The organism is Achromobacter sp. SIMBA_011 (assembly GCF_046535435.1).
Lineage (GTDB): Bacteria > Pseudomonadota > Gammaproteobacteria > Burkholderiales > Burkholderiaceae_B > Achromobacter > Achromobacter dolens.
Map to the genome: position 1 here is coordinate 80,126 of NZ_JAWRWN010000013.1, position 25,074 is coordinate 105,199.

Annotated in this window: 28 protein-coding genes; 10 read left to right on the top strand and 18 right to left on the bottom strand. The window is 69.2% G+C overall.

Annotated elements, in window-relative coordinates:
• Nucleotides 1-6: 6 nt before the first annotated feature.
• The 6 genes from SB816_RS28765 to SB816_RS28790 all read right to left on the bottom strand — a co-directional run bounded on the left by SB816_RS28765 (nt 7) and on the right by SB816_RS28790 (nt 6,667).
• Nucleotides 7-234 (bottom strand): endopeptidase, encoded by a 228-nt coding sequence (locus tag SB816_RS28765; RefSeq protein WP_081273424.1) that lies wholly within the window; start codon nt 232-234, stop codon nt 7-9.
• 217 nt (nt 235-451) lie between these two features.
• Entirely contained in the window at nt 452-1,645 is a 1,194-nt protein-coding gene (locus SB816_RS28770; protein WP_054503124.1) for a cupin domain-containing protein, read from the bottom strand.
• Nucleotides 1,642-4,296 (bottom strand): DNA mismatch repair protein MutS, encoded by a 2,655-nt coding sequence (mutS, locus tag SB816_RS28775; RefSeq protein WP_254604003.1) that lies wholly within the window; start codon nt 4,294-4,296, stop codon nt 1,642-1,644. The genes SB816_RS28770 and mutS overlap by 4 nt, the downstream gene beginning before the upstream one ends.
• A 168-nt stretch (nt 4,297-4,464) precedes the next feature.
• Nucleotides 4,465-5,091 carry a pyridoxamine 5'-phosphate oxidase family protein gene (locus tag SB816_RS28780; RefSeq protein ID WP_054503122.1) on the bottom strand — a complete coding sequence of 209 codons (627 nt, stop codon included), beginning with the start codon at nt 5,089-5,091 and terminating at the stop codon, nt 4,465-4,467.
• Between the two features lie 299 nt (nt 5,092-5,390).
• Nucleotides 5,391-5,654, bottom strand: coding sequence for a hypothetical protein (locus SB816_RS28785; RefSeq protein WP_054503121.1), 264 nt, complete (start codon nt 5,652-5,654; stop codon nt 5,391-5,393).
• Nucleotides 5,655-5,767: 113 nt separating this feature from the next.
• Nucleotides 5,768-6,667, bottom strand: a complete 900-nt coding sequence (locus SB816_RS28790; protein ID WP_054503120.1) for a LysR family transcriptional regulator — start codon at nt 6,665-6,667, stop codon at nt 5,768-5,770.
• 92 nt (nt 6,668-6,759) lie between these two features.
• Here SB816_RS28790 and SB816_RS28795 point away from each other — a divergent pair, with 92 nt between their 5' ends.
• The 4 genes from SB816_RS28795 to SB816_RS28810 all read left to right on the top strand — a co-directional run bounded on the left by SB816_RS28795 (nt 6,760) and on the right by SB816_RS28810 (nt 9,685).
• A complete protein-coding gene (locus tag SB816_RS28795) occupies nt 6,760-7,767 on the top strand; it encodes an NAD-dependent epimerase/dehydratase family protein (protein WP_054503304.1) in 1,008 nt (335 codons plus the stop codon).
• 91 nt (nt 7,768-7,858) lie between these two features.
• Entirely contained in the window at nt 7,859-8,764 is a 906-nt protein-coding gene (locus SB816_RS28800) for an aldose 1-epimerase (RefSeq protein ID WP_410547910.1), read from the top strand.
• A 76-nt stretch (nt 8,765-8,840) separates the two neighbouring features.
• Nucleotides 8,841-9,197 carry a hypothetical protein gene (locus tag SB816_RS28805; protein ID WP_054503119.1) on the top strand — a complete coding sequence of 119 codons (357 nt, stop codon included), beginning with the start codon at nt 8,841-8,843 and terminating at the stop codon, nt 9,195-9,197.
• Nucleotides 9,198-9,331: 134 nt separating this feature from the next.
• Nucleotides 9,332-9,685 carry an antibiotic biosynthesis monooxygenase gene (locus SB816_RS28810; protein ID WP_054503118.1) on the top strand — a complete coding sequence of 118 codons (354 nt, stop codon included), beginning with the start codon at nt 9,332-9,334 and terminating at the stop codon, nt 9,683-9,685.
• A 17-nt stretch (nt 9,686-9,702) separates the two neighbouring features.
• Here the strand turns inward: SB816_RS28810 and SB816_RS28815 are convergent, their stop codons facing one another.
• From SB816_RS28815 to SB816_RS28825, 3 genes are all read right to left on the bottom strand, one after another.
• Nucleotides 9,703-10,002, bottom strand: coding sequence for a hypothetical protein (locus SB816_RS28815; RefSeq protein WP_231132909.1), 300 nt, complete (start codon nt 10,000-10,002; stop codon nt 9,703-9,705).
• 119 nt (nt 10,003-10,121) lie between these two features.
• On the bottom strand, nt 10,122-11,135 hold the full coding sequence (locus SB816_RS28820; protein ID WP_410547911.1) for a zinc-binding alcohol dehydrogenase family protein: 1,014 nt from the start codon (nt 11,133-11,135) through the stop codon (nt 10,122-10,124).
• A 27-nt stretch (nt 11,136-11,162) separates the two neighbouring features.
• Nucleotides 11,163-11,957, bottom strand: coding sequence for an SDR family NAD(P)-dependent oxidoreductase (locus SB816_RS28825; protein ID WP_054486626.1), 795 nt, complete (start codon nt 11,955-11,957; stop codon nt 11,163-11,165).
• A 109-nt stretch (nt 11,958-12,066) separates the two neighbouring features.
• On the opposite strand from SB816_RS28825, the gene SB816_RS28830 reads away from it, so the two are divergent.
• Nucleotides 12,067-12,978, top strand: coding sequence for a LysR family transcriptional regulator (locus tag SB816_RS28830; protein WP_410547912.1), 912 nt, complete (start codon nt 12,067-12,069; stop codon nt 12,976-12,978).
• A gap of 12 nt (nt 12,979-12,990) precedes the next feature.
• Here the strand turns inward: SB816_RS28830 and SB816_RS28835 are convergent, their stop codons facing one another.
• A complete protein-coding gene (locus SB816_RS28835; RefSeq protein WP_410547913.1) occupies nt 12,991-13,494 on the bottom strand; it encodes a DUF6496 domain-containing protein in 504 nt (167 codons plus the stop codon).
• Nucleotides 13,495-13,682: 188 nt separating this feature from the next.
• On the opposite strand from SB816_RS28835, the gene SB816_RS28840 reads away from it, so the two are divergent.
• The gene (locus SB816_RS28840) at nt 13,683-13,901 is read left to right on the top strand and encodes a dodecin (RefSeq protein WP_006386517.1); all 219 of its coding nucleotides are present in this window, start codon (nt 13,683-13,685) and stop codon (nt 13,899-13,901) included.
• Nucleotides 13,902-14,817: 916 nt separating this feature from the next.
• Here the strand turns inward: SB816_RS28840 and SB816_RS28845 are convergent.
• Nucleotides 14,818-15,372: an NADPH-dependent FMN reductase gene (locus SB816_RS28845; RefSeq protein WP_049072898.1), complete on the bottom strand. Its 555-nt coding sequence runs from the start codon at nt 15,370-15,372 to the stop codon at nt 14,818-14,820.
• A 79-nt stretch (nt 15,373-15,451) separates the two neighbouring features.
• Nucleotides 15,452-15,829 carry an oxalurate catabolism protein HpxZ gene (hpxZ, locus tag SB816_RS28850; protein WP_410547924.1) on the bottom strand — a complete coding sequence of 126 codons (378 nt, stop codon included), beginning with the start codon at nt 15,827-15,829 and terminating at the stop codon, nt 15,452-15,454.
• Between the two features lie 208 nt (nt 15,830-16,037).
• Here hpxZ and SB816_RS28855 point away from each other — a divergent pair, with 208 nt between their 5' ends.
• On the top strand, nt 16,038-16,583 hold the full coding sequence (locus SB816_RS28855; RefSeq protein ID WP_054503114.1) for an antibiotic biosynthesis monooxygenase: 546 nt from the start codon (nt 16,038-16,040) through the stop codon (nt 16,581-16,583).
• Between the two features lie 38 nt (nt 16,584-16,621).
• On the opposite strand, the gene SB816_RS28860 is transcribed toward SB816_RS28855, so the two are convergent.
• The 6 genes from SB816_RS28860 to SB816_RS28885 are packed head-to-tail and all read right to left on the bottom strand — an operon-like array spanning nt 16,622 to nt 21,679.
• A complete protein-coding gene (locus SB816_RS28860) occupies nt 16,622-17,329 on the bottom strand; it encodes a GntR family transcriptional regulator (RefSeq protein WP_054503113.1) in 708 nt (235 codons plus the stop codon).
• Between the two features lie 22 nt (nt 17,330-17,351).
• Complete coding sequence (locus SB816_RS28865; RefSeq protein WP_064524208.1) at nt 17,352-18,740, bottom strand: AtzE family amidohydrolase; 1,389 nt, start codon at nt 18,738-18,740, stop codon at nt 17,352-17,354.
• The gene (locus tag SB816_RS28870; protein WP_049072902.1) at nt 18,737-18,919 is read right to left on the bottom strand and encodes a DUF4089 domain-containing protein; all 183 of its coding nucleotides are present in this window, start codon (nt 18,917-18,919) and stop codon (nt 18,737-18,739) included. The genes SB816_RS28865 and SB816_RS28870 overlap by 4 nt, the downstream gene beginning before the upstream one ends.
• A 34-nt stretch (nt 18,920-18,953) precedes the next feature.
• The gene (locus tag SB816_RS28875) at nt 18,954-19,775 is read right to left on the bottom strand and encodes an ABC transporter ATP-binding protein (RefSeq protein ID WP_054503111.1); all 822 of its coding nucleotides are present in this window, start codon (nt 19,773-19,775) and stop codon (nt 18,954-18,956) included.
• Between the two features lie 2 nt (nt 19,776-19,777).
• Nucleotides 19,778-20,668, bottom strand: a complete 891-nt coding sequence (locus SB816_RS28880; RefSeq protein ID WP_235432759.1) for an ABC transporter permease — start codon at nt 20,666-20,668, stop codon at nt 19,778-19,780.
• 3 nt (nt 20,669-20,671) lie between these two features.
• Nucleotides 20,672-21,679 carry an ABC transporter substrate-binding protein gene (locus tag SB816_RS28885; RefSeq protein ID WP_049072904.1) on the bottom strand — a complete coding sequence of 336 codons (1,008 nt, stop codon included), beginning with the start codon at nt 21,677-21,679 and terminating at the stop codon, nt 20,672-20,674.
• Nucleotides 21,680-21,958: 279 nt separating this feature from the next.
• On the opposite strand from SB816_RS28885, the gene SB816_RS28890 reads away from it, so the two are divergent.
• The 3 genes from SB816_RS28890 to SB816_RS28900 all read left to right on the top strand — a co-directional run bounded on the left by SB816_RS28890 (nt 21,959) and on the right by SB816_RS28900 (nt 25,024).
• Nucleotides 21,959-22,870, top strand: a complete 912-nt coding sequence (locus SB816_RS28890) for a LysR family transcriptional regulator (RefSeq protein WP_049072905.1) — start codon at nt 21,959-21,961, stop codon at nt 22,868-22,870.
• A 121-nt stretch (nt 22,871-22,991) separates the two neighbouring features.
• On the top strand, nt 22,992-23,660 hold the full coding sequence (locus tag SB816_RS28895; protein ID WP_269873073.1) for a DUF4286 family protein: 669 nt from the start codon (nt 22,992-22,994) through the stop codon (nt 23,658-23,660).
• 44 nt (nt 23,661-23,704) lie between these two features.
• Nucleotides 23,705-25,024: an MFS transporter gene (locus SB816_RS28900; RefSeq protein WP_054417760.1), complete on the top strand. Its 1,320-nt coding sequence runs from the start codon at nt 23,705-23,707 to the stop codon at nt 25,022-25,024.
• Nucleotides 25,025-25,074 lie beyond the last annotated feature (50 nt).

Sequence of the window (25,074 nt, forward strand, 5' to 3'; positions counted from 1 at the left end):
CGCTGATCAGGACGCGGGGGTGGTCGAGCCGCCCGGGGTGTTCGAACCGCCGCCAGGCGTGGTGCCAGGCGTCGGGGCCGGGGCCGGCGAGGTGGCCGGCGGCGTGCTCGAGGGCGCCGGGGCGGTGGCGCCCGGCGTGGGGTTGTTCGCGGGCGCCGGGGCATCTTCCTTCTTGTTGCACGCGCTGAGCGAGACCGCCAGCACCGAGGCAATAATCAAGGTTTTGCTCATCATTTTTAGACTCCTGTAGATGACGACTCTTGAAACCCCGTCAGGGGAAACCAGGATCCAGGCTACAGGAAGCCGTAAGCGATGCGAGTGTGAAAGTTAAAAAGGTCGCATCCCAACGGCAACAAACCTTTCCGCGCGGTGTGATGTCTTGCTTTATGTGACCCTGCGCATAGACCTCATTGCGTTCTGTGCAAGACGGATACGCGCAGGTTTCCGGATACTACGAGGCGACGTAATGGATCCAGCCGGAATCCAGCCAGTCCGCCAGGCATGAGCGGGCTTCGTCGGACAGGCGGGCGCAGGCCGGATCGGCGCAGTCCAGGCTGCGCGCGTCGGCCAGCTTGCAGAGCGCGGGCGCGGCCGGCGTCATGGCGGTTTCGCCGTTGATGAAGAGCTGCTTGCCGCGATAGAGCATGCGGCTGCGGCGATCCAGCACCAGCCTGCCGCTGGCGGGCCAGTCTTCTTCCAGATCCACGTCCAGGCCCTCGGGGCCGTCGAACACACTGAGGTTGCTCGGCTCGGTCAGCCAGCAGCCCAGGAAGCGCGACGCCAGCGCGTCGTCGAAACGCAGCTTGCTGACGGTGTCGAGCGTGGCCTGCACCAGCGCATCCGGCACCTGCGCCGGCGTGGCCACGGCGGCCTGGGCCGGATCACGGTAGACAGCCGACAGCTTGGGGCCGGGCAGCGCCGGCTCGCCGTAGGGGCCGCCCAGCAGGCCGACGCGCGCCATCACCTGGTCGGCGGCGGCCTCGAGCAGGCCGCGCGCCAGCGTGGCCTGCGTGGGGGCGCGGAAACCGATGGAGATGGTCATGCAGCCGTCGCCGGCGGCGATGCCGTCGTGCGCGGCCTGCGGCGGCAGGTAAAGCATGTCGCCCGGCGCCAGCACGGCCTGTTCCTCGGGCTGGAAATGGCTGAGGATCTTGAGCGGCAGGCCGGGTTCGAGCGACAGGTCCTTCTGGCGGCCGTAGCGCCATTCGCGCTCGCCGGCCGCCTGCAGCAGGAACACGTCATAGCTGTCGAAGTGCGGGCCGACGCCGCCGCCGTGGCTGGCGATGCTGATCATCACGTCATCGAGCCGCGCGTCGGGGATGAAGCGGAACTGCTGCATCAGCTCGGCCGCGGCGTCGCTGTGCAGGTCGACGCTTTGCACCAGCAGGGTCCAGTCGCCTTCGTTGTCCTTGGGCAGGCGGGCGAAGGGGCCGTTTTCCATCTGCCATTCGCCGTTCTCGCGCCAGATCAGGCGCGATTCGACGTCGTCGCGGCGCGCCAGCTTCTTGATCGCGGCGATGGTGACCGGCGGCTTGAAATCCGGGATGGCCTGGCGGATCAGCAGCGGCTTCTTCTGCCAGTAGCGGCGCATGAAGTCGTTGGGGCTCTGGTTGCCCAGCAGCGGCAGGGGATGGTCGAGGTTCATTGCAGGTGCTTCTTCAGGCGGTAGAGGGCGTCCAGCGCTTCGCGCGGGGTCAGGCTGTCGGGGTCGATGCCGGCGAGTTCCTCGCGCAGCGTGTCCAGCGCCTCGATGGCGTCGGCGCGATCGGCTTCGGCATAGGCCTGCGCGTCGGCGTCGGCCGCGGCCGAGAACAGGCCGAGCTGCGGCGTGGGCGCGCCTTGCGCCTCGAGCCGTTCGAGTTCGCGGGTGGCCTGGCGGATCACGGCGGCGGGCACGCCGGCGCGCTGCGCCACCTGGATCCCGTAGCTGCGGCTGGCCGGGCCTTCGCGCACTTCGTGCAGGAACACGATGCCGCCGGCCGACTCGGCCGCGGCCAGATGCACGTTGGCGGAAGCCGGTTGTTCGGCCGGCAGGCGCGTCAGTTCGAAGTAGTGGGTGGCGAACAGCGTCAGGGCGCGGTTGTGCGCCAGCAGGCGGCAGGCGATGGCCCAGGCCAGCGCCAGGCCGTCGTAGGTGGAGGTGCCGCGGCCGATCTCGTCCATCAGCACCAGGCTGTTGGGCGTGCTGGCCGCGAGAATGGCGGCGGCTTCGGTCATCTCCATCATGAAGGTCGAGCGTCCGCCGGCCAGATCGTCGGCGGCGCCGATGCGGGTGAAGATGCGGTCGATGCGGCCGACGCGGGCGCGCGCCGCCGGCACGAAGCTGCCGATGCGCGCCAGTAGCACGATCAACGCCACCTGTCGCATGTAGGTCGATTTACCGCCCATGTTGGGGCCGGTGATGAGCAGCATGCGGCGCGCCGGATCGAGGCGGCAACCGTTGGGCGTGAAGCGCTCGATGGCCTGCTCGACCACCGGATGGCGGCCGGCGTCGATGTCGATGTCGGCCTGCTCGGACAGTTCGGGGGCGATCCAGTCGTGGCGCCGCGCGTGCTCGGCCAATGCCGCCAGCGTGTCGAGTTCGGCCAGCGCGCCGGCGCAATCGGACAGCGGGCGCACGTGTTCGGCCAGCACGTCCAGCAGTTGCTCGAACAGCCATTTCTCGCGCGCCAGCGAGCGGTCCTGCGCCGACAGCACCTTGTCTTCCCAGGTCTTGAGTTCCGGGGTGATGTAGCGTTCGGCGTTCTTGAGCGTCTGGCGGCGGCGGTAGTCTTCGGGCACCTTGGCGGTCTGGCCCTTGGTGACCTCGATGTAGAAGCCGTGCACGCGGTTGAATTCGACGCGCAGGTTGCTGATGCCGGTGCGCTCGCGTTCGCGCGCTTCCAGTTGCACCAGGAAGTCGCCGCCGTCGGCGGCCAGGGCGCGCAGTTCGTCGAGTTCGGCGTCGAAGCCCGTGGCCAGCACGCCGCCGTCGCGGATCGCCACGGCCGGTTCGGGGGCGATGGCGCGCATCAGCAGGGCGGCCAGCGCCGGGTCCACCGACAGGTGCGAGACCAGGTCGTTCAGGCGCGGCGAGGCGGCCATCGGCGCGACCAGGTCGCGCAGCGCCGGCAGGGCTTGCAGCGCGTCGCGCAGGCTGGCCAGTTCGCGCGGGCGCACCGAGCGCAGCGCCAGCCGCGCGGCGATGCGTTCGATGTCGGGGAAGGCGTTGAGCGCGCCGCGCAGCGTCTCCAGCAGGCCGGCCGAACCGAAGGTCTGTTCGACGTCCATGCGGCCGGCCAGCAGCGTCGAGATGGCATGCTGGCGGGCCTGGGCCGGCGCGTTGTCGCGCAGCGGATGGTGCAGCCAGCGGCGCAGCAGGCGGCTGCCCATGGGCGTGCGGCAGCCGTCCAGCAGCGAGAACAGCGTGGGCGAATCCTCGCCCGACAGCGTCTGCGTCAGTTCGAGGTTGCGGCGCGTGACCGGATCGAGCAGCACGAACTGGCCGGGGCGCTCGGCCGACAGGCTCTGCACGTGCGCCAGCGCCTGCGACTGGGTGCGGGCGGCGTAGCGCAGCAGCGCGCCGGCGGCGCAGATGCCGGCCGGCATGTCTTCGATGTCGAAGCCCGCCAGCGTGTCGGTCTTGAAGTGCGCCAGCAGGTGCGCGCGGGCGCCGTCGCTTTCGAAGTGCCAGTCGGGCACGCGCGAACGCGCGCCTTCGAACGGGAAGTCGAATTCGGCGCTGTCGGCGCAGACGATTTCGGCCGGCGCGATGCGGTGCAGTTCGGATTCGAGCTGCGCCGGCGCGCATTCGGTGACGCGGAAGTCGCCGCTGGCCAGGTTCAGCCAGGCCAGCCCGGCGCGCGGCGCGCGGGCGTTGCCGGTGACGAAAACCGCGGCCAGCGCGCGGTCGGCCTTGGCCGGCAGCAGCGCGTCGTCGGTCAACGTGCCGGGGGTGACGATGCGCACGATGCGGCGCTCGACCGGGCCCTTGGAGGCCGCGGGATCGCCGATCTGTTCGCAGATGGCGACGGACTCGCCCATCGCCACCAGCCGCGCCAGGTACTGTTCCATCGCGTGCACCGGCAACCCGGCCATGGGGATGGGCGTGCCGTTGGACGAGCCGCGCTTGGTCAACGTCAGGTTGAGCAGCCGCGCGCCGCGTTCCGCGTCTTCATAGAACATTTCATAGAAGTCGCCCATGCGGTAGAACAGCAGCAAGGGGCCGGCCTCCGCTTTCAGGCGGAGGTATTGCTGCATCATGGGGGTGTGGCCCGCGTGGGCCTCGGCGGCGGTGGTCTGTGTTGCGGAATTCATGCCCGTGATTGTATCGGGCCGGGGCGGGGCGGGGGAGCGGAGGCGGAGGGTGGCGCGGCGTCGCCCGGCCGGGTTGCCCGGCGCGGGAACCTTCAGGCCAGGAAGGGCAGCAGGACGATGCCGTGGACCAGCACGAAAATGCCGACGAGGCTCATGGAACCGCGCGTATCAGTACAACGTGCTGGCCACGCGCGCCGGCAGGTCGCGGTCGTAGGCCGCGCCATCGAAGGTGCCAGCGGTCAGGTCGGACAGCATGCGGCCGACGCTGGGCAGCGCCGCGCGCGGGATCTGGGTGGCGGGGTCCCACAGCCGCGAGCGCAGCAGGGCGCGCGAGCATTGGAAGAACACTTTCTGCACGTCGACGATCAGGACCGAGCGCGGCTGCTTGCCGTCCATCTCGAACCGTTGCAGCAGCGCCGGGTCGACGCTGATGCGCGCGGTGCCGTTCACGCGCAGCGTTTCGTTGACGCCGGGAATCAGGAACAGCAGCGCCACGCGCGGCTCGGCCAGGATGTTGCGCAGGCTGTCGATGCGATTGTTGCCGCGCCGGTCCGGCAGCAGCAGGGTTTTTTCATCTTCGACCACGACGAAACCGGCGGGATCGCCGCGCGGCGACACATCCAGACCGTCCGGGCCCGAGGTGGCCAGCGCCGCGAACGGCGCGGCCTCGATGAAGGCGCGATAGTGCGGGTGGACGTGGTCCACTTCCTTCTTCAGGGAGGCTTCGCCCGGTTCGCCATACAGGGCCTGCAGGGCGGCGGGGTCGGTGATGAGGTGGGCGGTGTCCAGGGGCATGGCGAAGGCTCGGTGGGTCTGCGCGGATACTAGCGATTCCCGCTGCCTGTGACAACCTGCGCGCGGCGCGCCGCGTACACGTCCCCCGGGGAAGGCGAAGCGCCGTTCAGCCTTCCTGGCCGTAGCCGAAAGGCCAGCGGCGGCGGGTGGGTTCGGGCTTGGCGGTGTCTTCTTGCATGTTTTTCTCCGTAGGTTGCATTGGGGAAAATTCTATTTCCCCAGATGTAACAGCATTGCAAGGGATGGTTAGCACTCGCTTGGGGGCGGCGCCGGGGCGAAGCGCTGCCATGGAACGGCTCCTAGTCGGCCGCGAACAGCGTGACCTGGCGCTCGAGCGCGTAGGTGGCGCGGTAGCTGGCGGGCGTGGCGCCGCGGTCGATCAGCAGCAGGCCGTCGCGTTCGGCGGCGGCCAGGACCTCGCGCAGCTTCTGGCCGCCTTCGAGGCCGGTGGCTTCGCACAGGCGGTCCAGCGGCAGGTAGTCGCCGTTCTTGACGCCGGACAGTCGCGGAAAGGCGCTGAGCCAGATGCTGCGGCTGGGCGGGGAGTTGATCAGACTGGTCATGGGGCGGGGTTCCCTTGCGGTCGGATGACTGTATGGATGAACAGTATATCTGAACGTCGGACCGAGTCCCGCTGGGTATGTCGCACCGCTGCCGGCATGCCGCGCGGGGGGCGCTAGCCGGCCGCGCCGGTGTGGGCCAGCAGACATGCCACCAGCGCGTCGAAGACCGCCTTGCAGCGGGGGCTGGCGCGCAGGTCTTCGTGCATGGTGATCCAGGTTTCCAGCTTGAAAGCGGCCTGCTCCGGCAGCAAGCGCACCAACTGTTTGTCGCGGCGCGCGAGCGCCACCTGGCACACGCCGATGCCGGCGCCGGCCCGGATCAGCGCCAGTTGCGCCAGGTCGCTGTCGGCGCGCAGGGCGAAGCGGTCGCGGACCCAGGGGATCGGAAAGCGCTTGCTGGCGCCGCGCAGGAACGGCGTCTCGGTGTCGTAGCCGATCAGGGCGTGGCCGGTCAGGTCGGCCGGCGCGGTGGGCGTGCCGCAGCGGCGCAGATAATCCTTGCGGGCGTACAGACCGATCTCGACGTGGCCGACCGGGCGCGCGATCAGTTGTTCCTGCCTGGGCGGGGCCATGCGCACGGCGATGTCGGCCTCGCGCAGCAGCAGGTTCTGCACGCGGTTGGTGGGCGCCAGTTCGACGGTCAGGCGCGGGTGTTCCTGGCGCAGGCGCGCGAGCGCCGGGGGCAGCACTTCGATGCCGATGACTTCGCTGGCCGAGACCCGCACGGTGCCGGCGACGCCGGGGCCTTGCGCGGCGGCCGCGCGTTCCAGGGCGGCGGCGTGGCTGTGCATGGCCTCGGCATAGCCGCGCAGCGACTGCGCGGCGTCGGTGGCCAGCAGGCCGGTCTGCGAGCGGGTGAACAGAACCTGCCCGAGCGCGCGCTCGAGCGTCGCGATGTGGCGGCCCACCGTGGGCTGGGTGATGCCGAGCGCGCGCGCGGCGCCTGACAGCGAGCCCTCGGCGAGCACGGCGAGAAAGCTGCGGTAGAGTTCCCAGCCGATCGGTTTGGTCATGCATAAATGTATAGCTGCGAGGCTGGGTTCGGCAATTTATTTTGTGCAGCGCCAGCGCCAGAATGATCGCCATGGATTCACGGGAGATGACCATGACGACGATCGAATCGGGCCGGCCGGGCACCGCGCTGGTATTGGGCGCCACCGGCGGGGTGGGCGGGGAGGCGGCGCGCCAGTTGCGTGACGCCGGTTGGGGCATCCGTGCCCTGGCGCGCGGGCTGGCGACGGAAACGGCGCAGCGCGACGGCATGACGTGGCTGCGCGGCGACGCCATGAACCGCCAGGACGTGGCGCGGGCGGCGCTGGGATGCGAGGTGATCGTGCATGCGGTCAATCCGCCCGGCTACCGCCGCTGGGGCGAGTTGGTGCTGCCGATGATCGACAACACCATCGCGGTGGCGACCGCCCAGGGCGCGACCATCGTGCTGCCGGGCACGATCTACAACTACGGACCGGACGCCTCTGTACTGCTGCGCGAGACCTCGCCGCAGCATCCGTTGACGCGCAAGGGCGCGATCCGGGTGGAGCTCGAACGCCGCCTGCAGGTCGCCAGCGCGCATGGCGCGCGCGCCGTGGTGCTGCGGGCCGGCGATTTCTTCGGGCCTGGCGCCGGCAACAACTGGTTCTCGCAGGCGCTGGTCAAACCGGGCCGGCCGTTGACGCGGGTCAGCGTGCCGGGCGCGCCGGGCGTGGGGCATCAATGGAACTACCTGCCGGACGTGGGCCGGGCGCTGGTCGAGCTGCTGGCGCGGCGCGAAGCGCTGGCGCCGTTCGCGGCGTTCCACATGGCTGGGCATTGGGATGTGGACGGCACGCGGATGGCCGCGGCGATCGTGCGGGTGGCGCGCCGCCACGGGGCCGAGCCGCGGGTGGGCGCGTTTCCATGGTGGCTGCTGCGGCTGGCGGCGCCGTTCTCGGAGACGCTGCGCGAGATGATGGAGATGCGGTACCTGTGGCGCCAGCCGCTGCGCATGGACAACACGCGCCTGGTCGGCGTGCTGGGCGCCGAACCGCATACGCCGCTGGACGAGGCGGTGGCGGCGACGCTGCGCGGGCTGGGATGCCTGCCGCAAACGCCGCCGCCAACGCCCGCCGCCTGATGCGGGTTCCGGCGCGCGCGACTTGCTGGCGCCGGACCGCGCCATGCACAATGGCGCCACGCGGCCGTTCGCAGCGCCGCGGGAGCGCCCGATGCCTGATTTACCCTTTCCCGCCACGCTGGATGCCAGCGAACGCGTGACCATCGCCCACGGTTCCCACCGCGCCGAGTTCGCGCCGGGCGGGGGCGGGCGCCTGACCCGCCTGTCGACGGGCGAGCATGACTGGATCGTGCCGCTGGTCGAGAACGGCTGGCCGCCGGCGCAATGGCCGCGCGCCGGGTCGTATCCGCTGACGCCCTACTCGAACCGGGTGCGCGACGGGGTGTTCACCTTCGCGGGCGCGCGGCATGTGCTGGAATCGCTGCCCGGTCGGCCGCAGGCGATCCATGGCGGCGGCCTGTACCAGCCCTGGCAGGTGCGCCACCTGGCCGATGACGCGGTCGACCTGGTGCTGCAACAGCCGGCCGGCGTGCTGGGCTGGCCGTGGCCGTATGAGTGCGTGCAGCGCTATCGGCTGGATTCGCGCGGGCTGTCGCTGACGCTGCTGATGATCAACCAGGGCGAGACGCCGATGCCGTTTGGCTGCGGCATCCATCCGTATTTCACCGCGCCGCGGGTGGCGTTGCATGCGCGGCGCATCTGGCCGGCCGACGCCGACGGCCTGCCCGGCGCCAGCAAGACGGTCCATGTGCGCGAGCTGGGCCAGTCGGCCGAGGGTTGCGATACCTATCTGTCGCAATGGGGCGGACGCGCCACGCTGCACTGGCCGGACGGGCACGAACTGGCGTTGCACGCCGATGCGGCCTTTGCGCACCTGGTGGTCTACACCGCGCCGGGCGCTGATTTCCTGTGCGTGGAGCCGGTGACCAACGTGGCCGATGCCTTCAACCTGGCGGCGGCGGGCGAGACTCGCGCCGGCCTGCAGGTGCTGGCGCCGGGAGAGCGCTTCAGCGCGACGCTGTTGCTGGCGCTGCGGCTGCCGCGCGGCGCGCGTTGAGGCCGGCGGCCATGCCGCTGGCAACGGTCGGACGCTCCGGCGATAATCCGGCAAAACCCAATCCAGGAGTCGTTACGTGAAAAAGCTCAGCACCGAACAATTGCAGGCGGCGGCCGAGACGCTGCGCCGGGTGCAGGCCAGGCTGGCCCGTTCGGGCAGCCTGCCGCTGGAGCCGACCATCTATGCCAGCGCCAAGGGCTTTCGCCGCGCCGTGCCCGACTACGTCTGGTCGTGGCTGTCGGGCCTGCTGGCGCCGCACAAGAGCCTGTCGGCCTGGATGGACGCGCACCAGCCGGGCTGGCGCGAAGGCAAGATTCCGGCGGCGGTGGTCTACGCGCGCACCGAGAACGGCTGGTTCGACTGGCTGATCGCGCAACTGGAAGAGGAAATCCGCGACCCGCACGCTCGCGCCAAGCGCGACGGAAACGCCTGATCCGGGCCGGCAGGCCGGGCAAGGAGGCGGCGCGATTGCGGACGGCTATGTCCGCACTCTCGCGCCCGCCGGCCTCTTTTTCACGGCACCGGGCCGGGCCATAGTGTTGCCTGTTTTTCACCACAGGAGCCGACATGGCCTTTCCCGATTCAGCCGCCTTCAAGCCCGCGCCGGATGGCACGGTATTCATCGTCAATGTGATCCATGCCCACCCAGGCCGGCAGGAGGACGCCTTCCGCGCTATCCAGGACGTGGTGCATTACGTCGCGCGCACCAAGCCTGGCTTTCTCTGGAGCAACCTGGCCAAGAGCACGGACGGCAAGACCGTGGTGAACATCGAGGCGATCTCGGGGGCGGGAAAGGTCGATGAGTTCTTTTCCGATCCGGTGTTCGTGGAGAAATTCCGCAAGCTCGATGCGGTATCGACCAGCGAATTCCACACCTATCAGGTCGACGACCTGGTGCTGCCCGGGCTGCGCGCGGCCTGAGCCGGTCGGGGCAGGCGTCAGGCGCGAGCCCGCGAGCGCGCCGCGCGCAGACGCCGCCGCAGCAGCACCAGCAGTTCCTGCACCGCGGCCACCAGCAGCGCGGCCAGGATCGAGCCCAGCACCAGCGCGTCCCACAGGCGCGGCGGACCGACGCGGAACTGGATGGTGTCGAACACCAGCCCGGCGGTGATGCCGGCGACGATGACGGCCTTCCAGCCCTGCAGCGGCACCAGCCGCAGCATCAGCAAGGCGACCGCCACCATGCCCCAGAGCATGGGTTCCAGCGCTTGGTCGAACAGGTGAGAAATCAGAGCCAACTCCCGAAAGCGCGGCGGCGGGCTGGCAGCCCGCGTCGCGCAGTCGAGTTTTTACCGCTTTCTCCGCTGTAATGCGAGACGCCCGTCCCGTTTTTTTCGTCGGAACGGGCGGGGGCGGGTCAGAAGCCTTCCAGCACCACCTTGCCGCGCGCCTTGCCGCTCTCGATGAAGGCGTGGGCGCGGCGCAGGTTTTCGGCGTTGATGCGGCCGTAGTGCTCGCCCAGCGTGGTGCGCAGGGTGCCGTTGTCGATCAGCCGCGCGGCCTGGTTCAACAGCTCGTGCTGGGCGATCAGGTCGGGCGTGTTGTGCAGCGGCCGGGCGAACATGAATTCCCAGTGCAGCGAGGCCGACTTGCCCTTGAGCAGGCGCACGTCGATGGCGGACGGATCGTCGATCAGCGCGATCCTGCCCTGCGGCGCGATGGCTTCGGCCAGTTGCGGGAAATGCTGGTCGGTCTGGGTCAGGCCGGCGATGAAGCTGACCTGCGGATGGCCGATGCGCTTGAGCTCCTCGGCCAGCGGGCGGGTGTGGTCGATGACGTGATGCGCGCCCAGCTCGGTGACCCAGGCCTGGGTCTCGGGCCGCGAGGCGGTGCCGATGATGGTCAGGCCGGTCAACTGGCGCGCCAGTTGCACCAGGATCGAGCCGACGCCGCCGGCCGCGCCGACCACCAACAGGGAGCCCTGGCTGGGCGCGGCGTTGTCCAGCACGCGCAGGCGGTCGAACAGCAGTTCCCAGGCGGTGATGGTGGTCAGCGGCAGCGCGGCGGCCTGGGCGAAATCCAGGCTCTGCGGCATGCGGCCGACGATGCGCTCGTCGACCACGTGCAGTTCGCTGTTGGCGCCGGGGCGGGTCAGGGCGCCGGCGTACCAGACGCGGTCGCCGGGCGCGAACAGGCTGGTCTTGGCGCCCACGGCGCGCACGATGCCGGCGGCGTCCCAGCCGATGACCTCGGGCTGGCCGTCCTTCGGCTTGCGGTTGGCGCGGATCTTCACGTCCACCGGGTTGACGGAAATGGCTTTGACTTCGACCAGCAGGTCGTGGTCGCCGGGCACGGGCTCGGGCGCGGTGATTTCCTGCAGCGATTGCGTATCGGTGGCGGGCAGGTTCTGGAAGTAGGCGATGGCTTTCATGGGGGATCTCGTAACGGGAAAAAGGGATCAGGCGATGGTGCGGACCACGCCGCCATCGACGCGCAGGGCGGCGCCGTTGGTGGCCGAGGACTGGCGCGAGCAGGTGTAGACGACCATGTTGGCCACTTCCTCCACCGTCGCCAGCCGGCGCAGCAGCGAGCTGGGACGATGCTGGGCGATGAAGTCGCGTTCCATCTGTTCTTGCGGCAGGCCTTGTTCCCTGGCCATTTCGGCGAAGAAGTCGACCACGCCTTCGGAGCGCGTCGGGCCGGGCAGCACGGCGTTGACGGTCACGCCGCTGCCGGCGGTCAGCTCCGCCAGGCCGCGCGAGACGCCCAGCAGCGCGGTCTTGCTGACGCCGTAATGGATCATCTCGGCGGGAATGTGCAGCGCCGATTCGCTGGAGATGAAGACGATGCGGCCCCAGTCGGCGGCCAGCATGCGCGGCAGGTAATAGCGCGACAGGCGCACGCCGCTCATGACGTTGGTGTCGAGCATGTAGCGCCAGTCGTCGTCGGTGATTTCGGTGAAGGACTTGGGCGCGAAGTAGCCGGCGTTGTTGACCAGGATGTCGACGTCGGGATGGGCGGCGCAGATCGAGGCGGCGCCGTCGGCGGTGGACAGGTCGGCCTGCACGGTGTGGACCTGGGCGCCCGGATGCTGGCGCGCGACGGCATCGGCGGCCTGCTTGAGCTTGTCGGCGTTGCGGCCGTGCAGCACGACCTGGGCGCCGGCCTCGGCCAGGCCCTGGGCGATGGCCAGGCCGATGCCGCCGGATGAGCCGGTGACCAGGGCCTTCTTGCCGTCGAGTTCGATTTTCATGGGGGACTCCAAAAGCGTGGGGGTGACGCCATCATTACCCAGTGGCGGGTGCGGAAAAACCGGCTAGCATCGGACTCAGTTTCAATGAATTTTTGAAAATGAGCCCTTCATGGTTCGATTTGAAGACCTGCGCATCTTTGTGGCGGCGGCGGATCACGGCAGTTTTTCGGCTGCCGCGCGCGAGCTGGACCTGACGCCGGCGGTCGCCAGCGCCGCGCTCAAGCGGCTCGAACTGTCGCTCGAAACCCGCCTGTTCGTGCGCTCGACGCGCAGCCTGCGGCTGACCGGCGACGGCGAGCGCTACCTGGAATACGCGCGCGCCGCGCTGTCGAGCCTGCAGGCCGGCCAGAGCGCGCTGGCGCGCGACAAGGCGGCGATCTCCGGCACGCTGTCGCTGTCGATTCCGTCGGACCTGGGCCGCCATGTGCTGCTGCCCTGGCTGGACGAATTCCAGCAGCGCCATCCGCGCGTGAACTTCCAGGTGCGCATCAGCGACCGCCTGGCCGACCTGTACCGGCAGCCGGTCGATATCGCGCTGCGCTACGGCACGCCCGGCGATTCGGGCCTGGTGGCGCTGCCGCTGGGCGAGCACAACCGCCGCGTCGTGTGCGCCGCGCCGGCCTATTTCGCGCGCCACGGCATGCCGCGCACTCCCGCCGACCTGCGCCGCCACAACTGCCTGTGCTTCGTGCTGGGCGAGTCCCTGCATGATCGCTGGGCCTTCGAGCACGAGGGCGACGCCGTGACCGTGGCGGTCAAGGGCGACCGCGTCGGCGACGACGGCGACCTGGTGCGGCGCTGGGCGCTGGCCGGCCACGGCGTGGCCTACAAGTCGCGCTACGACGTGCTGGCCGATCTGCGCGCCGGGCGGCTGGTGCAGGCCTTGCCCGACTACATCGGCGAACCGTCGCCGCTGTACCTGCTGTGCGTGCACCGCATGCTGCTGTCGCCCGCGGTCAAGCGCCTGCGTGAATTCCTGCAGGCGCGCCTGCGCGAGTTCGAGGCCGGCGCCACGCCGTGACCGCCGCGCCGCTCAGTGATGGGCGGCGGCGCGGTTGGCGGCGCGGGTGCGCGCGGCTTTCTTGGCGGCGGCCGAGCGTCCCGCCGCGCCCTTGGTGGCGGCGGCCTTTTTCGCGGCGGCCGAACGATCCGCCGCCGTGCGCCGGCTGGCCGTCTTGGACGCATGGCGCGACAGGGCGGACTTGGACGCCGGCTTGGCGCTTTCACGCTTGAGGGCGCGGGTGGTGGCGCGGGCGCGCGTGGCGGATTTTGCATGGCCGTCGTGCGCCGCCTCGCTGTCCTGCTTGGCCTTGCGGCGGGTGGCCGCGCGGGCCTTCTTGGGCGAGGGCAGGTCGACGCCGGCGCGGCGCGCCTTCGACAGGCCGATGGCGATGGCCTGCTTGGTCGAGCGCACGCCGTGCTTGCCTTCGCGCACGTGGTCGATTTCCTCGCGCACGAATTCGCCCGCTTGGGTGGATGGGGACTTGCCTTGCTTCTTGTCGCGCGCGGCGCGTTGCAGCGTTTTCCGTTCAGGCATGACAACCTCCTGGCTTGCGTTTCAGAAGCGAGACCGCGACGTGGGCGAGGCCGCGCCGACGGAACTCGTAACACCACTCTATGCCCCACGCGGTATCCTGTGTGTTCGAATGGATTGCCGGTCGTAAGCGCCGGAACCCCGCGCGCGGCCGACGATTCGCAACGCTTCCCCCTCAAAGGAGACAAGCCATGTCGAATCATGTCTACAAGCAGATCGAACTGGTGGGCTCGTCCACCAAGTCCACCGACGATGCGATCAGCAAGGCCATCGAACGCGCGTCCGAAACGCTACGCCACCTGGATTGGTTCGAGGTCACCGAGGTGCGCGGCCACATCAAGGACGGCAAGGTGGCGCACTGGCAGGTCGGCCTGAAGATCGGCATGCGGCTGGAGGATGGCGACGTCTAGCGCCGCCGAGGCGCGATGGCGAGCGCCCGGCATTGACGCGGCGGGCGCGACGCGTCCGCGGCGCTGCTCCTTTTTTGAGCGGTCCTTGCAAGTGCTTGTCGGATAAGATTTTTTTCGGCTTGTCATGAGACTGTTCAGAGGTTTGTCCACATCCGGTGGGGACAAATGCGAGACGGGGCGCGCGGGCGCGGCGCATCACGTAGCTGGCGCGGCCGGCGCACGGCGCCTGAGCGTTTATTGCCCGCCTGGCGCAAGGCCTTGGCGGTAAAGGGATTTTTGCGGCTGCCCGCAGGCTGTCCTCAGCCTTATCCACATTTCCCGGGGACAACCCGAAGCCTTTTCGGGCCGCCCTGGGCCTTTCTTGACCAGCCCTTGCAGGTGCTTGATGTGCAAGGGAAAAGCCGAGCTGCCCTCATCCTGTCCTCATGCTTGTCCACAGAATGCTGGGACAAATGCACATGGCGGCGCGGATGCTTGCGGCAGGCGCGGGATGCGTCCGCAGGGCGGTGGATAAGTGTCCTGGAAATCGGCCAAACGGTCGATTGCGCATTTTTTGATCGGCACTCGCAAGTGCCTGGCATGACAGGCTTTTTCGCACCTGCCCCACACCTGTCCTCAAGCTTCTCCACAGTTGGCGGGGATATTGTTGGCCCCACGCGGCGCGCACTGCGTGCGCTTGCTGCCCCCCGAGGGGGCTGCCCGGCCTTCGGGCGGCCGGGCGGCTATTTTTTGGGGCGGTGTTGGTGGGCAGGGGGCTTGTCGCCTGCTGAGGTGAGGGGAAGGGAATTATTTGGGAGCGGAGGCGCTTTATCCACAAAAAAAGCCCCCCGGCTTGGCGGGGGGCGTGATCGCCCGGAGGTAGACGGGCGATCGGTTGCCGGGCGGGCAGGCGCCCTTGGCCCGGCAGCGGCGGCAATCAGGCGTTGAACTTCTTGACCCAGTCGACGTAGCGGTCGATCCAGCCTTGCAGGAACTTGCGCGTGCCTTCGTTGGTGATGTTGTACTGGTCGTCGACCAGGCCATCGGTGTACTGCAGGAAGACTTCCGGCGTGGTCAGGGCGTTGGCGCCTTCGGCGGCCAGTATGTTGCGCAGGTGCTGCTGCATGAGGGCGGTGCCGGCGGCGCTGGGCGAGGTGCCCAGGATGCCCACGGCCTTGCCGGCCCACGAATTCTGGCCCCACGGACGGGTGCCCCAGTCGATGGCGTTCTTGATGGCGGCGGGCACCGAGCGGTTGTGCTCGGGCGAGACGAACAGGATGCCCTGGGCATCGAGGATCTGCTGCTTGAGCTTGGCCGCGGGCGCGGGCAGGTTGTTCTCGTTGTCCTGGTTGTACAGCGGCACGTCGCCCAGGCTGACGTAGTCGAACTTGAAGTCCGCGGGAACCAGTTTTTCCAGCGCGCGCGCCAGGCGCAGGTTGATCGATGCGGCGCGCAGGCTGCCGACAAAGACGGCGATCTTGTAGGTGCTCATGAGGCGGGGCTCCTGGGTCGGGGGAAAGCCCAGTGTAGACCTGTCCTCATGACGGCTCAATGGCGGCGAGCCCATAAGGTTATGGACTCATCAGGCTGACGTGCGCCGACACCACGCGCCAGCCTTGCGGCGTGCGCATCCAGGTCTGGCTCTGGCGACCAATGCGGTCGCTGCCGTCGCGCTGGAATTCGATGTTGGTGGTGGCGAAGTCGTGGCCATAGGTGGTGATGGCGGTGCGCAGCACGCGGCGCGCCAGGCCTTGCGGCGAACGGCCGGCGCGGAAGGCGCGGATGGCGTCGTAGCCGTAGAGGTTCTCGCCGGCGCCATAGCGCAGCGTATGAGGGCTGTCCCAGAACAGCTCGTCGAGCACGTCGACCTGGTTGTTGACCAGGGCGGCTTCATAGCGCGCGAAAGCCACGGTGACCTCGGCGACGACGGCGGGCAGGTTGATGTCCATGTTGCGGGGCATGCTCCGTGTTGAATGCACCACGATGGTGCTTGATTCAGGGTAATCACCAATATGGGGTGTGTTGCGGTGCGCAAATTCCGCCGTGGCATAGGCGGATCGCCCTGTCCGCGGGGGGATGCTGCGGTGCAAGGCTGGCACGCGGCTTGCTAGGGTTTACACCACATAACACGCTGCACGCCGCTCCAGGAGTTTCACCATGTCCAGTTCCGCCGTTCCCGCCCCGGTCACCATGCTGGTCACCCGGCACATTGCGCCCGAACGCTACAGCGATTTCCTGTCCTGGATGCGCCAGGGCGAGATCCTCGCCGCCGGCTTTCCCGGTTTTCTCGGTTCGGGCGTGCTGCAACCGCCCGAGGGCGGCGACCAATATCAGATCGTGCTGCGCTTCAATGACGAGGCCAGCCTCAATCGCTGGGAGCAATCGTTGCCGCGCCGCATGTGGCTCGAACGCGGCGCCGCGCTGGTGCGGGCCAGCCACGCGCGCCGCGTCAGCGGCATGGACAGTTGGTTCGGTCCGCAGGGCAACGCGGGCGCGCCGCCGCGCTGGAAGCAGGCCGTGAGCATCTGGCTGGCGTATTTCCCGGTGCTGCTGGCGTTCACGCTGCTGGTGAGCGAACACCTGAGCGCCTTGCCGGTGTTCTGGCGCGCGCTGATCACCAGCGTGACCATGACGCCGGTGATGGTGTTCGTCTGCATTCCGTTCGTCACGCGGCGGTTGGGCCGCTGGCTGCAGCCGCGCTGACGCGGTCGCCAGCGGGTGGCGTGGCCCGGCCATGCCGCCTAGGCCGCCTGTGCGCGCCGGCTGGCGTACAGCCGGTGCAGCGTGATCTTGCGCACGGCGGCCTGGCTGTCGCCGATGTGGGCGCGCAGCAGCGCGGTGGCCTGTTCGGCGTCACGCCGCAGGATCGCCTGCAGGATGGCGCCGTGTTCGGCGTAGGTGCGGGCAATGCGCTCGGGCTGGGTGAAGTCCAGCCGCCGCACGATGCGGATGCGCTCGGTGGCGGCGCGATGCACGCGCGCGATCTCGGGGTTGCCGGCGGCGGCCACCAGGTCAGTGTGAAAGCGCTCGTCCAGCGCTGCCAGCCACTCGCCATCGTGCGACTGGTTGGCGCCGTCCACCAGCCACACGTCCGCCAGCGGCTGCAGCGCGCGCAGCGGATCCGGCACCTGGCCCGGCGCGCACAGGGCCTGCACGGCGGAGATCTCCAGCACGCTGCGCAGCTCGTAGAAATGATCGAGCGTGTCGAAGTCCAGCGGCTTGACCAGCCAGCCGTTGCGCTGGCGCACTTCCAGGTAGCCCTCGCGTTCCAGGCGGAAAAGCGCCTCGCGCACCGGCGTGCGGCTGACGCGCAGGCGCTCGGCGATCTCGGTTTCGGTGAAGCGGTCGCCGGGCGCCAGGCGGAAGTCGAGGATGTCGCGCTTTAGCGTGCCGTAGGCGGAATCGGCCAGGCTGCGGGGCGTGTCGATGACGGCGAATGCGGAATCCATGGACGGCCTCGGTTGTGGCGGGTCAGGGGAGGGGACGAACGGCGGCAACGCCCGCCTGTTCCAGCCGCCGCGCGGCCAGCAGGCAATCGGCCTCGCGCCACGGCGCGGCGATCAATTGGACGCCCAACGGCAGGTGCGCGTCGGCGCCGATGCCCGGCCAGGTGGGCGCGGCGCACACCGGCAGGCCAAGGCAGGAGATCGGCTGCGTCAGCAGGCCCATGCTGGCGCGGGCGGGCAGTGACTGGCCGGCCAGGGCCAGGGTCTCGGTGCCGATGGCGGTGGCGGGCACCGGCGTGGCCGGGGCGATCAGCACGTCGTAGTGCGCGAACAGCGCCATGGCTTCGCGGTAGACGCGGTGGCGTACCCGCTGGGCCTGCTGCACCCAGGCGGCGGGGACCAGGCTGCCGGCGACCAGGCGATCACGCGAATGGGGTTCGTAGTAGTCATAGTGCGTGACCAGGCGGCGGCGATGCAGCGCGCCGCCCTCGGCCGCGGTGATGACGAACGCGGCGGCGCGCGCCTGTTCGGCGCTGGCCAGTTCGACGACCTCCGTGGCCGCCAGCGCGCGCGCGGCCAGTTGCACGGCCTGGCGCGCCTCGGCGCCGGCCCAGTGCGCGAAGTAGCCGCCCAGCACGGCCACGCGCAATGGGCGGTCCGAGCCCAGATCCGCGAGCGCGGGCTCGACGGGCCGTTGGGCGCAGGCGGCATCTTCATCGTCAGCGCCTTGCAGCGCATCGTAGACCGCGGCCAGGCTGGCCGTATCGGCCGCGAACGGGCCCAGGTGGTCGAGGCTGCCGACGAACGGGAACGAGCCGGTGCGCGGCAGGCGGCCGAAGGTCGGCTTCAGGCCGAACACGCCGCACAGCGAGGCTGGCACGCGGATCGAGCCGTTGGTGTCCGAGCCCAGCGTCAGCGGCACCAGGCCGCCGGCCACCGCCGCCGCGCTGCCGCCCGAGGAACCGCCGGCGATGCGGGCGGGATCGTGCGGGTTGCGGCTGGCGCCGTAGTGTGAATTCTCGGTGGTGAAGCCGTAGGCGTGCTCGTCCATGTTGAGCGCGCCCACCAGCACGGCGCCGGCATCGCGCAGCCGCGCCACCAGGGTGGCGTCGCGCGGCGCGGGCGGATTGGCGGCGTTGACGCGGCCGCCGGCCAGCGTCACCTCTTCGGCGGTGTCGAACAGGTTCTTGACCGCGTACGGCACGCCGGCCAGCGGCGGCAGGGATTCGCCGCGAGCCCGCCGCGCGTCGATGGCGGCGGCTTCCTGGCGCGCGCGGGTTTCGGTGATGGCGGTGAAGCAGTTGTAGCGCGCATCGGCGGCGCGGATGCGCGCCAGCGTGGCTTCCAGCACGGCGCCTGCGCTGCGCTCGCCATTGCGGATCTGCCGCGCCAGGTCGAGGACGGCGCCGTTCACGGGCGGAACACCGAGGCCGATTCCAGCTCCACCGGCAGGGCCTCGTCGATGAAGCTCGAAGCGATGTCGTGGATGCGCGTGAACTGCCGCGCCACCTCGGTCGCGGCCGGTTCGCGCAGGGCATAGCCGGCCAGCGCCAGCGCGCTGCGTACATATTGGTCGATGGTTTCCTGGGTCATGGCGGACTCCGGTGGATCGGAAGGAAAAGACGAACTATTTGCGGACTTCGCGCTGGAAAATCTCCAGGCTCAGTTTCTTCATGCCGATGAAGCTGGGCTCGGACAGCGTCTCGACCGTGCGCGGCCGGGCGTCGCCGTAGTCCAGGATCTCGGCCACGCGGGTGGGGCGCTTGGTCAGCAGCAGCACCTGGTCGGCCAGGTACACGGCTTCCTCCAGGTCGTGCGACACCAGCAGCATGGTGGTGCCGGTCTGCATGAAGACCTCCTGCAGCTTTTCGCGGATGAACAGCGTCATCTCGAAATCCAGCGCCGAGAACGGCTCGTCCAGGAACAGCACTTCCGGTCCGGGGGCCAGCGCGCGCATGATGGAGGCCGTCTGTTGCTGGCCGCCCGACAGCTCGTAGGGATAGCGCTTGAGGTCGAACTTGACGTCGAACGAGGCCACCAGCTCTTCCACGCGCGCGTCCACCTCGGCTTTGCTGCGGCCTTCGAGGCGCAGCGGGTAGGCGATGTTGTCGATGGTGCGCAGCCACGGGAACATGGCCTCGCGGTAGTTCTGGAAGACGTAGCCGATCTTGGTCTGGGCCAGCGACTTGCCGTCGAACAGGATCTCGCCGGCATCGATGGGGATCAGGCCCGCGATCATGTTGATCAGGGTCGATTTGCCGCAGCCGTTGGGGCCGAACACCGAGACGATCTTGCCCTTGGGGATGTCGAGGTTGAAGTCCTCGTACAGCGGCCAGCCGGCGAAATACTTGGTCAGGCCGCGGATGGTGATGTGGGTGCCGGCCGGACCCGGCTGGAACGGCGCGGGCGTGGGGGAGGGGGCGATGACGGGGTTGATGACGGTGGACATGATTATCGGCCGCTCCAGTGGACCACGCGCTTTTCCAGCACCAGGAAGAGGATGTTGAGAACGTAGCCGAGCGCGCCGGCGGCCAGGATCGAGGCGTACATGTCGCGCACGTTCAGCACCTGCTGGGCGTTGATGATGCGGTTGCCGAGCCCGCTGTCCGAGCCGATGAACATCTCGGCCACGATCACGATGACCAGCGCCATCGACACGCCGCTGCGCAGGCCGACGAAGGTGGGCTGCAGGCTTTCCCAGATCAGCACGTCCTTGAAGATCTGCCAGCGCGAGGCGCCCATCACGCGCGCCGCCATCACGCGCTGCTTGCGCGCATTGATGACGCCGTAGGCGCTGTTGAACAGGATCACCAGCACCGCGGCGAAGGCGGCGATGGCGATCTTGTTCATGTCGGTCACGCCGAAGATCATCAGGAACAGCGGGATCAGCGCCGACGACGGCGTCGAGCGGAAGAAGTCCACCAGGAATTCGACGCTGCGGTAGGCTTTTTCATTGCTGCCCAGCAGCACGCCCAGCGGCACGCCGATCACGCCGGCGATGACAAAGGCCTGCAGCGTGCGGCTGACCGAGGCCAGGAAGTCGCCCAGCAGCGGGCCGCCGGCCATGCCCTTGGCCAGGGCCACCAGCGTGGCGCCGGGCGTGGGCAGCAGCACCGGGCTGACCAGCTGCAGGCGCACCACCAGGTCCCACACCACGTACAGCGCCAGCGGGCCGATCAGCGGCAGCAGGCGCGCGGCGGTCCAGGTGCGCGGCGGGCGCGAGGCGGGGGCGGTTTTGCCCGGCGACCCAGCGGCAGGCAGGGCGGCCGCCGACGCGACGGCCGCGTGGCTGGCGCCGCCGGCCGGGGCCGCGCTGGCGCGGTTGGCGTTGATCGCGTCCATGGCTCAGCCCTTGTACAGCATCGAGGCTACGTCCACCTTCTGCGCGAAGATGCCCTTGTCGGCGAACAGGTCGAAGAATTTCTGGAAGTACTGGATGTCGCTGGGGGTGAACTCGTTGTAGAGCGTGTAGGCGGCCAGCGGCACGGCTTCGGTCATGGGGCCTTCGATGGCGGTGTAGCCCTTCATGAAGGGGCGCGCCTCGTCGGGCTTGGTGCGGATCAGCTCGATGCCGCGGGCGTAGGCGGCGATGAATTTCTTGCTTTCCTCGGGATGCTTCTTCAGGAACGCGGTGGTCAACGAGGCCGAGCCGCCGAACCACGGCGCCATCGGATCGCCCAGCACGTATTTGGCGATCACGCCCGCCTCGAGCACGCGGGTGGTGCCGTTCAGGCGCCCGACCGTGCCGGTGGGCTCTAGCGTGTAGCACGCGTCCAACTGGCCGGCGGCGACCGCGGCGACGTGCTGGCTGATCGCCAGCTCGACCACGGTCGCCCCGGTTGCGCCGGCGCGCTCCAGCACTGCTTTGGCCAGCGTGGCATTCTGGATGCCGGGTCCAGAACCGACCTTTTTCCCCTTGAGGTCTGCGATGGATTGGATGGGACTGTCTTTCGCGACGATGAACTCGTCCAGCACGTTCTTGGCGTTGCTGGGATTGGAGGCGAAAATCTTGAACAGGCCGGGCGAGGCGATCTCGCCGATGGCCAGGTTGGCCGAGCCGGTGCCGTTGGCGCTGCCGTCGGCGCGGCCCGCGAGCATGGCTTCCATGACCTGCTGCGCGCCGGCGAACTTGAGCGCCTCGACATTCAGGCCGGCTTCCTTGAAGTAGCCCTTTTCGATGGCGGCATAGAACGGCAGGCCGGCCGCGACCGGCCAGTAGCCGATGCGGATGACCGGGCCCGATTGCGCGCGCACCAGGGCGGGCGCGGCCAGCGCGGCGGCGCCCAGCGCGGCGCCCTGCATCAGCCGGCGGCGGGTGGCGTTGAAAGCGAAGGGCGCGGGGCGGTCGGTCATGCGGGACTCCTGGTCGGGAAAAGAATGGGCGCTTGTAGACAAGCTTGCATACCAGTCCTTCAAGCAAGACCCGTGCCAACCTTCGCGGACCCAGTTTTTCGCCATGATGGGGCGATCCTGGCGCCTCGCGTGAACCAAGCTGGTGCATATGGCACCGACAGGGGGCGCGCCTGGCGTCGTGGCGCGGCCGGGCCGCCAGGCGTTAGGATGTGCACAGGCCGGGGCTGCCGCCCCGCCGTTATCGGAAGGGCGCGTCATCGGGCGCGCCGTGGCGTGGATATGAATACCCGTTTTGTCGAAGCATTCCTGTGGTCCGCCCGGCTGGGCAGTTTTCGCGCGGCCAGCGACCGCCTGCACATCACGCAGGCCGCGGTGGCCAACCGCATCGCCTCGCTCGAGGAGGACATCGGCGCGCGCCTGTTCGAGCGCGACGCCAAGGAGCTGCGGCTGACGGCGGTGGGCACGCGCCTGCTGGACTATGGCGAGCGGCTGATGCAGTTGCGTCAGCAGATCCTGTCGCTGGGCCGCACCGGCGACGAGGTGTTCGGCCTGGTGCGCATCGGCGCCATCGAGACCGTGGTGCACACCTGGCTGATCGGCTTTTTGACCAACCTGCGCTCCACCTATCCGGGCATCGAGGTGCAGTTGACCTCGGAGACCACCCGCGCGCTGCACCGCGGCCTGCGCGAAGGCACGCTGGACATCGCCTTCCAGACCGACCTGCTGACCGATACCGGCGTCATCAGCACGCCGTGCCTGCCGATGGAGATGGGGTGGGTCGGGCCGGCCGGCGACGAGGAATCGCTGTCCGTGCAGCAGTTGCTGAGCGAGCCGGTGCTGACCATGAGTCCCGGCTCGCAGCCGCACGAGGCCCTGAAAGGGCTGTTCCGCGAAGCCGGCCTGCCCTTGGGCAAGGTGCATTGCGTCAGCTCGATCTCGGCGCTGGCGCGGCTGGTGCGCAGCGGCTTTGGCCGCGCCCTGGTGCCGCTGCCGCCGATCTACGAATACGTGGCGCGCGGCGAGGTGCAGATGATCCGCTGCGACGTGCCGGTGCCGCCGCAACTGCTGGTGGTGAGCTACCTGGAGGGCGCCGGTTCGGATGCGATCCGGCTGGTGGCCGAGCTGGCCTGCCGCGCCTCGGATCAGTACACCGCGTCGGTCACGCCGCCAACATTCGGGTCCGCGCAATAGCGTTATCCCTAGGTCGGCTTTCAGTAATTCTGTTGCCGGCGCGAAAAATTACTCGTTTGTCGGAGTTGGCCCCGCCGGCCGAAGATGAATCCCTTCCGTTATCGAAGGGATTTATCTTTCCATGAGCCAAGCCTCCACTCCGTCCACGCCCCACGGCATGCTGTTCGTCGCCTGCGACGTCGATCCCGCCTTCGAAACCGATTTCAACCGCTGGTACGACCGCGAGCACGTCGAAGAGCGCGTGCGCATCCCCGGCTTCCTGTCGGGCGCACGCTATTTCTCGCGGTCCGGCGGCCGCAAGTACCTGGGGCTGTACCGCACGGCATCGCTGGGCGCGTTCACCACCGCCGATTACCGCGCCGCCTTCGAGCGCCAGACGCCGTGGTCGGTGACCAACCTGGACCGCATGCGCGACCCGATGCGACGCGTCTGCGCGGTGCAGGCCGTGACCGGGTTCGGCAGCGGCAGCCACATTGCCGTGCTGCCGCTGGTGTTCGGCGGCGATGCCGGGGCGCTGGTGGCGCGGGCGGCTGAGGCGGGCGCGGCGCTGGCGCAGGTCGATGGTTTCGTTCAGTCCTATTTGTTGTCACCGGATGCGGCCTTGAGCGGCCCGTTGCCGCGAGAATCCACCGAGAACCGCCGCCTGGATCCGCTGTTCGTGGTCGAGGCCAGCTCGGCCGGCGCCGCGCAGGCCCTGGCCGAACAGGCCGCCGGCGCCTTCGGCATCCGCGCCAGCGATGCCTGGCAACTCGAACTGGGCTGGAAGCTGGCGGCCGCCGACCTGCGCTGACACGGCGCCGCCGTCCACACACATCACGAACATGGGGAAACACAATGGCTGAAAACACCTTGCGCGCTCCGGCGGCTGCCCACGGCGGCGCGGCGCCGGACAAGATGAAGAAACTGGCGATGGCCAGCTCGGTCGGCACCACGCTGGAGTGGTACGACTTCACGATCTACAACCTGATGGCGGCGCTGGTATTCAACGCCATCTTCTTCCCGTCGTTCGACCCGCTGACGGGCACCATCCTGGCGTTCTCGACCTATGCCGTGGGCTACGTCTCGCGGCCGCTGGGCGGCTTCGTCTTTGGCCACCTGGGCGACCGCCTGGGGCGCAAGTTCGTGCTGGTCGCCACGCTGGTGATCATGGGCGTGTCGACGGGCCTGATGGGCATGCTGCCCACCTATGCCAGTTGGGGCGTGTGGGCGCCGGTGGCATTGGTGGCGCTGCGCTTCATCCAGGGCGTGGCGCTGGGCGGCGAGTGGGCCGGCGCGGTGCTGCTGTCGATGGAGCATGGCAAGCCCGACCAGCGCGGCCGCAATGCGTCCTTCACGCAGGTCGGGCCGTCGTGCGGCACGCTGATCGGCACCGGCTTCATCGCGCTGATCTCGCTCTGGCTCACGCCCGAGGAATTCCAGGCCTGGGGCTGGCGCGTGCCGTTCATGTCGAGCGTGGCGCTGGTGCTGTTCGGCCTGTGGCTGCGCCGCGGCGTCGAGGAGACGCCGGTGTTCCTGGAAATGGAACAGAAGCGCGAAACCGCCAGCACCCCGATCAAGGAAGTGCTGGTGCAACACTGGCGCCAGTTGCTGGTGGCCGGCGGCTCGCGCATCGGTTCGGACGTGCTGTACGCGCTGGTGGTGGTGTTCACGCTGACCTACGTGACCACCGTGCTGCACCTGTCGCGGCCGCTGGCGCTGGGCGCCACCATGCTGGGCGCGGCGCTCAACGCCATCGCCGTGCCGCTGTGCGGGCATCTGTCGGACAAGATCGGGCGCCGTCCGGTGTACGTGGCCGGCGCGGTGCTGGGCATGATCTGGGCCTTCGTGTTCTTCACGCTGATGGACACCGCGCATCCCATCGCGATCTGCGCCGCCGTGGTGGTCGGCCTGCTGATCCACGCGATGATGTACGGCCCGCAGGCCGCCTTCATCACCGAGCAGTTCCCGGGGCGGGTGCGCTACGCCGGGTCGTCGCTGGCCTACACGCTGGCCGGCATCGTCGGCGGGGGCTTCGCGCCGCTGATCATCGCCAGCCTGTTCAAGTCGTGGAGCTCGACCGTGGCGGTGTCGCTGTACGTGGCCGCCGCGCTGGTCGTGACCGCCATCTCGGTGCTGGCCGCCAGGGAGACCGCCAAGGCGCCGCTGCAACGCTGAGCGCGGGGCCGGCCTGGCCGGCTTCTCCTGCCTGCGCCCGGGCTTGCCCG

Coding starts and splice junctions, on each gene's coding strand:
- SB816_RS28765 (WP_081273424.1), bottom strand. CDS start 234: ATGATGAGCAAAACCTTGATTATTGCCTCGGTGCTGGCGGTCTCGCTC.
- SB816_RS28770 (WP_054503124.1), bottom strand. CDS start 1,645: ATGAACCTCGACCATCCCCTGCCGCTGCTGGGCAACCAGAGCCCCAAC.
- mutS (WP_254604003.1), bottom strand. CDS start 4,296: ATGAATTCCGCAACACAGACCACCGCCGCCGAGGCCCACGCGGGCCAC.
- SB816_RS28780 (WP_054503122.1), bottom strand. CDS start 5,091: ATGCCCCTGGACACCGCCCACCTCATCACCGACCCCGCCGCCCTGCAG.
- SB816_RS28785 (WP_054503121.1), bottom strand. CDS start 5,654: ATGACCAGTCTGATCAACTCCCCGCCCAGCCGCAGCATCTGGCTCAGC.
- SB816_RS28790 (WP_054503120.1), bottom strand. CDS start 6,667: ATGACCAAACCGATCGGCTGGGAACTCTACCGCAGCTTTCTCGCCGTG.
- SB816_RS28795 (WP_054503304.1), top strand. CDS start 6,760: ATGACGACGATCGAATCGGGCCGGCCGGGCACCGCGCTGGTATTGGGC.
- SB816_RS28800 (WP_410547910.1), top strand. CDS start 7,859: ATGCCTGATTTACCCTTTCCCGCCACGCTGGATGCCAGCGAACGCGTG.
- SB816_RS28810 (WP_054503118.1), top strand. CDS start 9,332: ATGGCCTTTCCCGATTCAGCCGCCTTCAAGCCCGCGCCGGATGGCACG.
- SB816_RS28820 (WP_410547911.1), bottom strand. CDS start 11,135: ATGAAAGCCATCGCCTACTTCCAGAACCTGCCCGCCACCGATACGCAA.
- SB816_RS28825 (WP_054486626.1), bottom strand. CDS start 11,957: ATGAAAATCGAACTCGACGGCAAGAAGGCCCTGGTCACCGGCTCATCC.
- SB816_RS28830 (WP_410547912.1), top strand. CDS start 12,067: ATGGTTCGATTTGAAGACCTGCGCATCTTTGTGGCGGCGGCGGATCAC.
- SB816_RS28835 (WP_410547913.1), bottom strand. CDS start 13,494: ATGCCTGAACGGAAAACGCTGCAACGCGCCGCGCGCGACAAGAAGCAA.
- SB816_RS28840 (WP_006386517.1), top strand. CDS start 13,683: ATGTCGAATCATGTCTACAAGCAGATCGAACTGGTGGGCTCGTCCACC.
- SB816_RS28845 (WP_049072898.1), bottom strand. CDS start 15,372: ATGAGCACCTACAAGATCGCCGTCTTTGTCGGCAGCCTGCGCGCCGCA.
- hpxZ (WP_410547924.1), bottom strand. CDS start 15,829: ATGGACATCAACCTGCCCGCCGTCGTCGCCGAGGTCACCGTGGCTTTC.
- SB816_RS28855 (WP_054503114.1), top strand. CDS start 16,038: ATGTCCAGTTCCGCCGTTCCCGCCCCGGTCACCATGCTGGTCACCCGG.
- SB816_RS28860 (WP_054503113.1), bottom strand. CDS start 17,329: ATGGATTCCGCATTCGCCGTCATCGACACGCCCCGCAGCCTGGCCGAT.
- SB816_RS28870 (WP_049072902.1), bottom strand. CDS start 18,919: ATGACCCAGGAAACCATCGACCAATATGTACGCAGCGCGCTGGCGCTG.
- SB816_RS28875 (WP_054503111.1), bottom strand. CDS start 19,775: ATGTCCACCGTCATCAACCCCGTCATCGCCCCCTCCCCCACGCCCGCG.
- SB816_RS28880 (WP_235432759.1), bottom strand. CDS start 20,668: ATGGACGCGATCAACGCCAACCGCGCCAGCGCGGCCCCGGCCGGCGGC.
- SB816_RS28885 (WP_049072904.1), bottom strand. CDS start 21,679: ATGACCGACCGCCCCGCGCCCTTCGCTTTCAACGCCACCCGCCGCCGG.
- SB816_RS28890 (WP_049072905.1), top strand. CDS start 21,959: ATGAATACCCGTTTTGTCGAAGCATTCCTGTGGTCCGCCCGGCTGGGC.
- SB816_RS28895 (WP_269873073.1), top strand. CDS start 22,992: ATGAGCCAAGCCTCCACTCCGTCCACGCCCCACGGCATGCTGTTCGTC.
- SB816_RS28900 (WP_054417760.1), top strand. CDS start 23,705: ATGGCTGAAAACACCTTGCGCGCTCCGGCGGCTGCCCACGGCGGCGCG.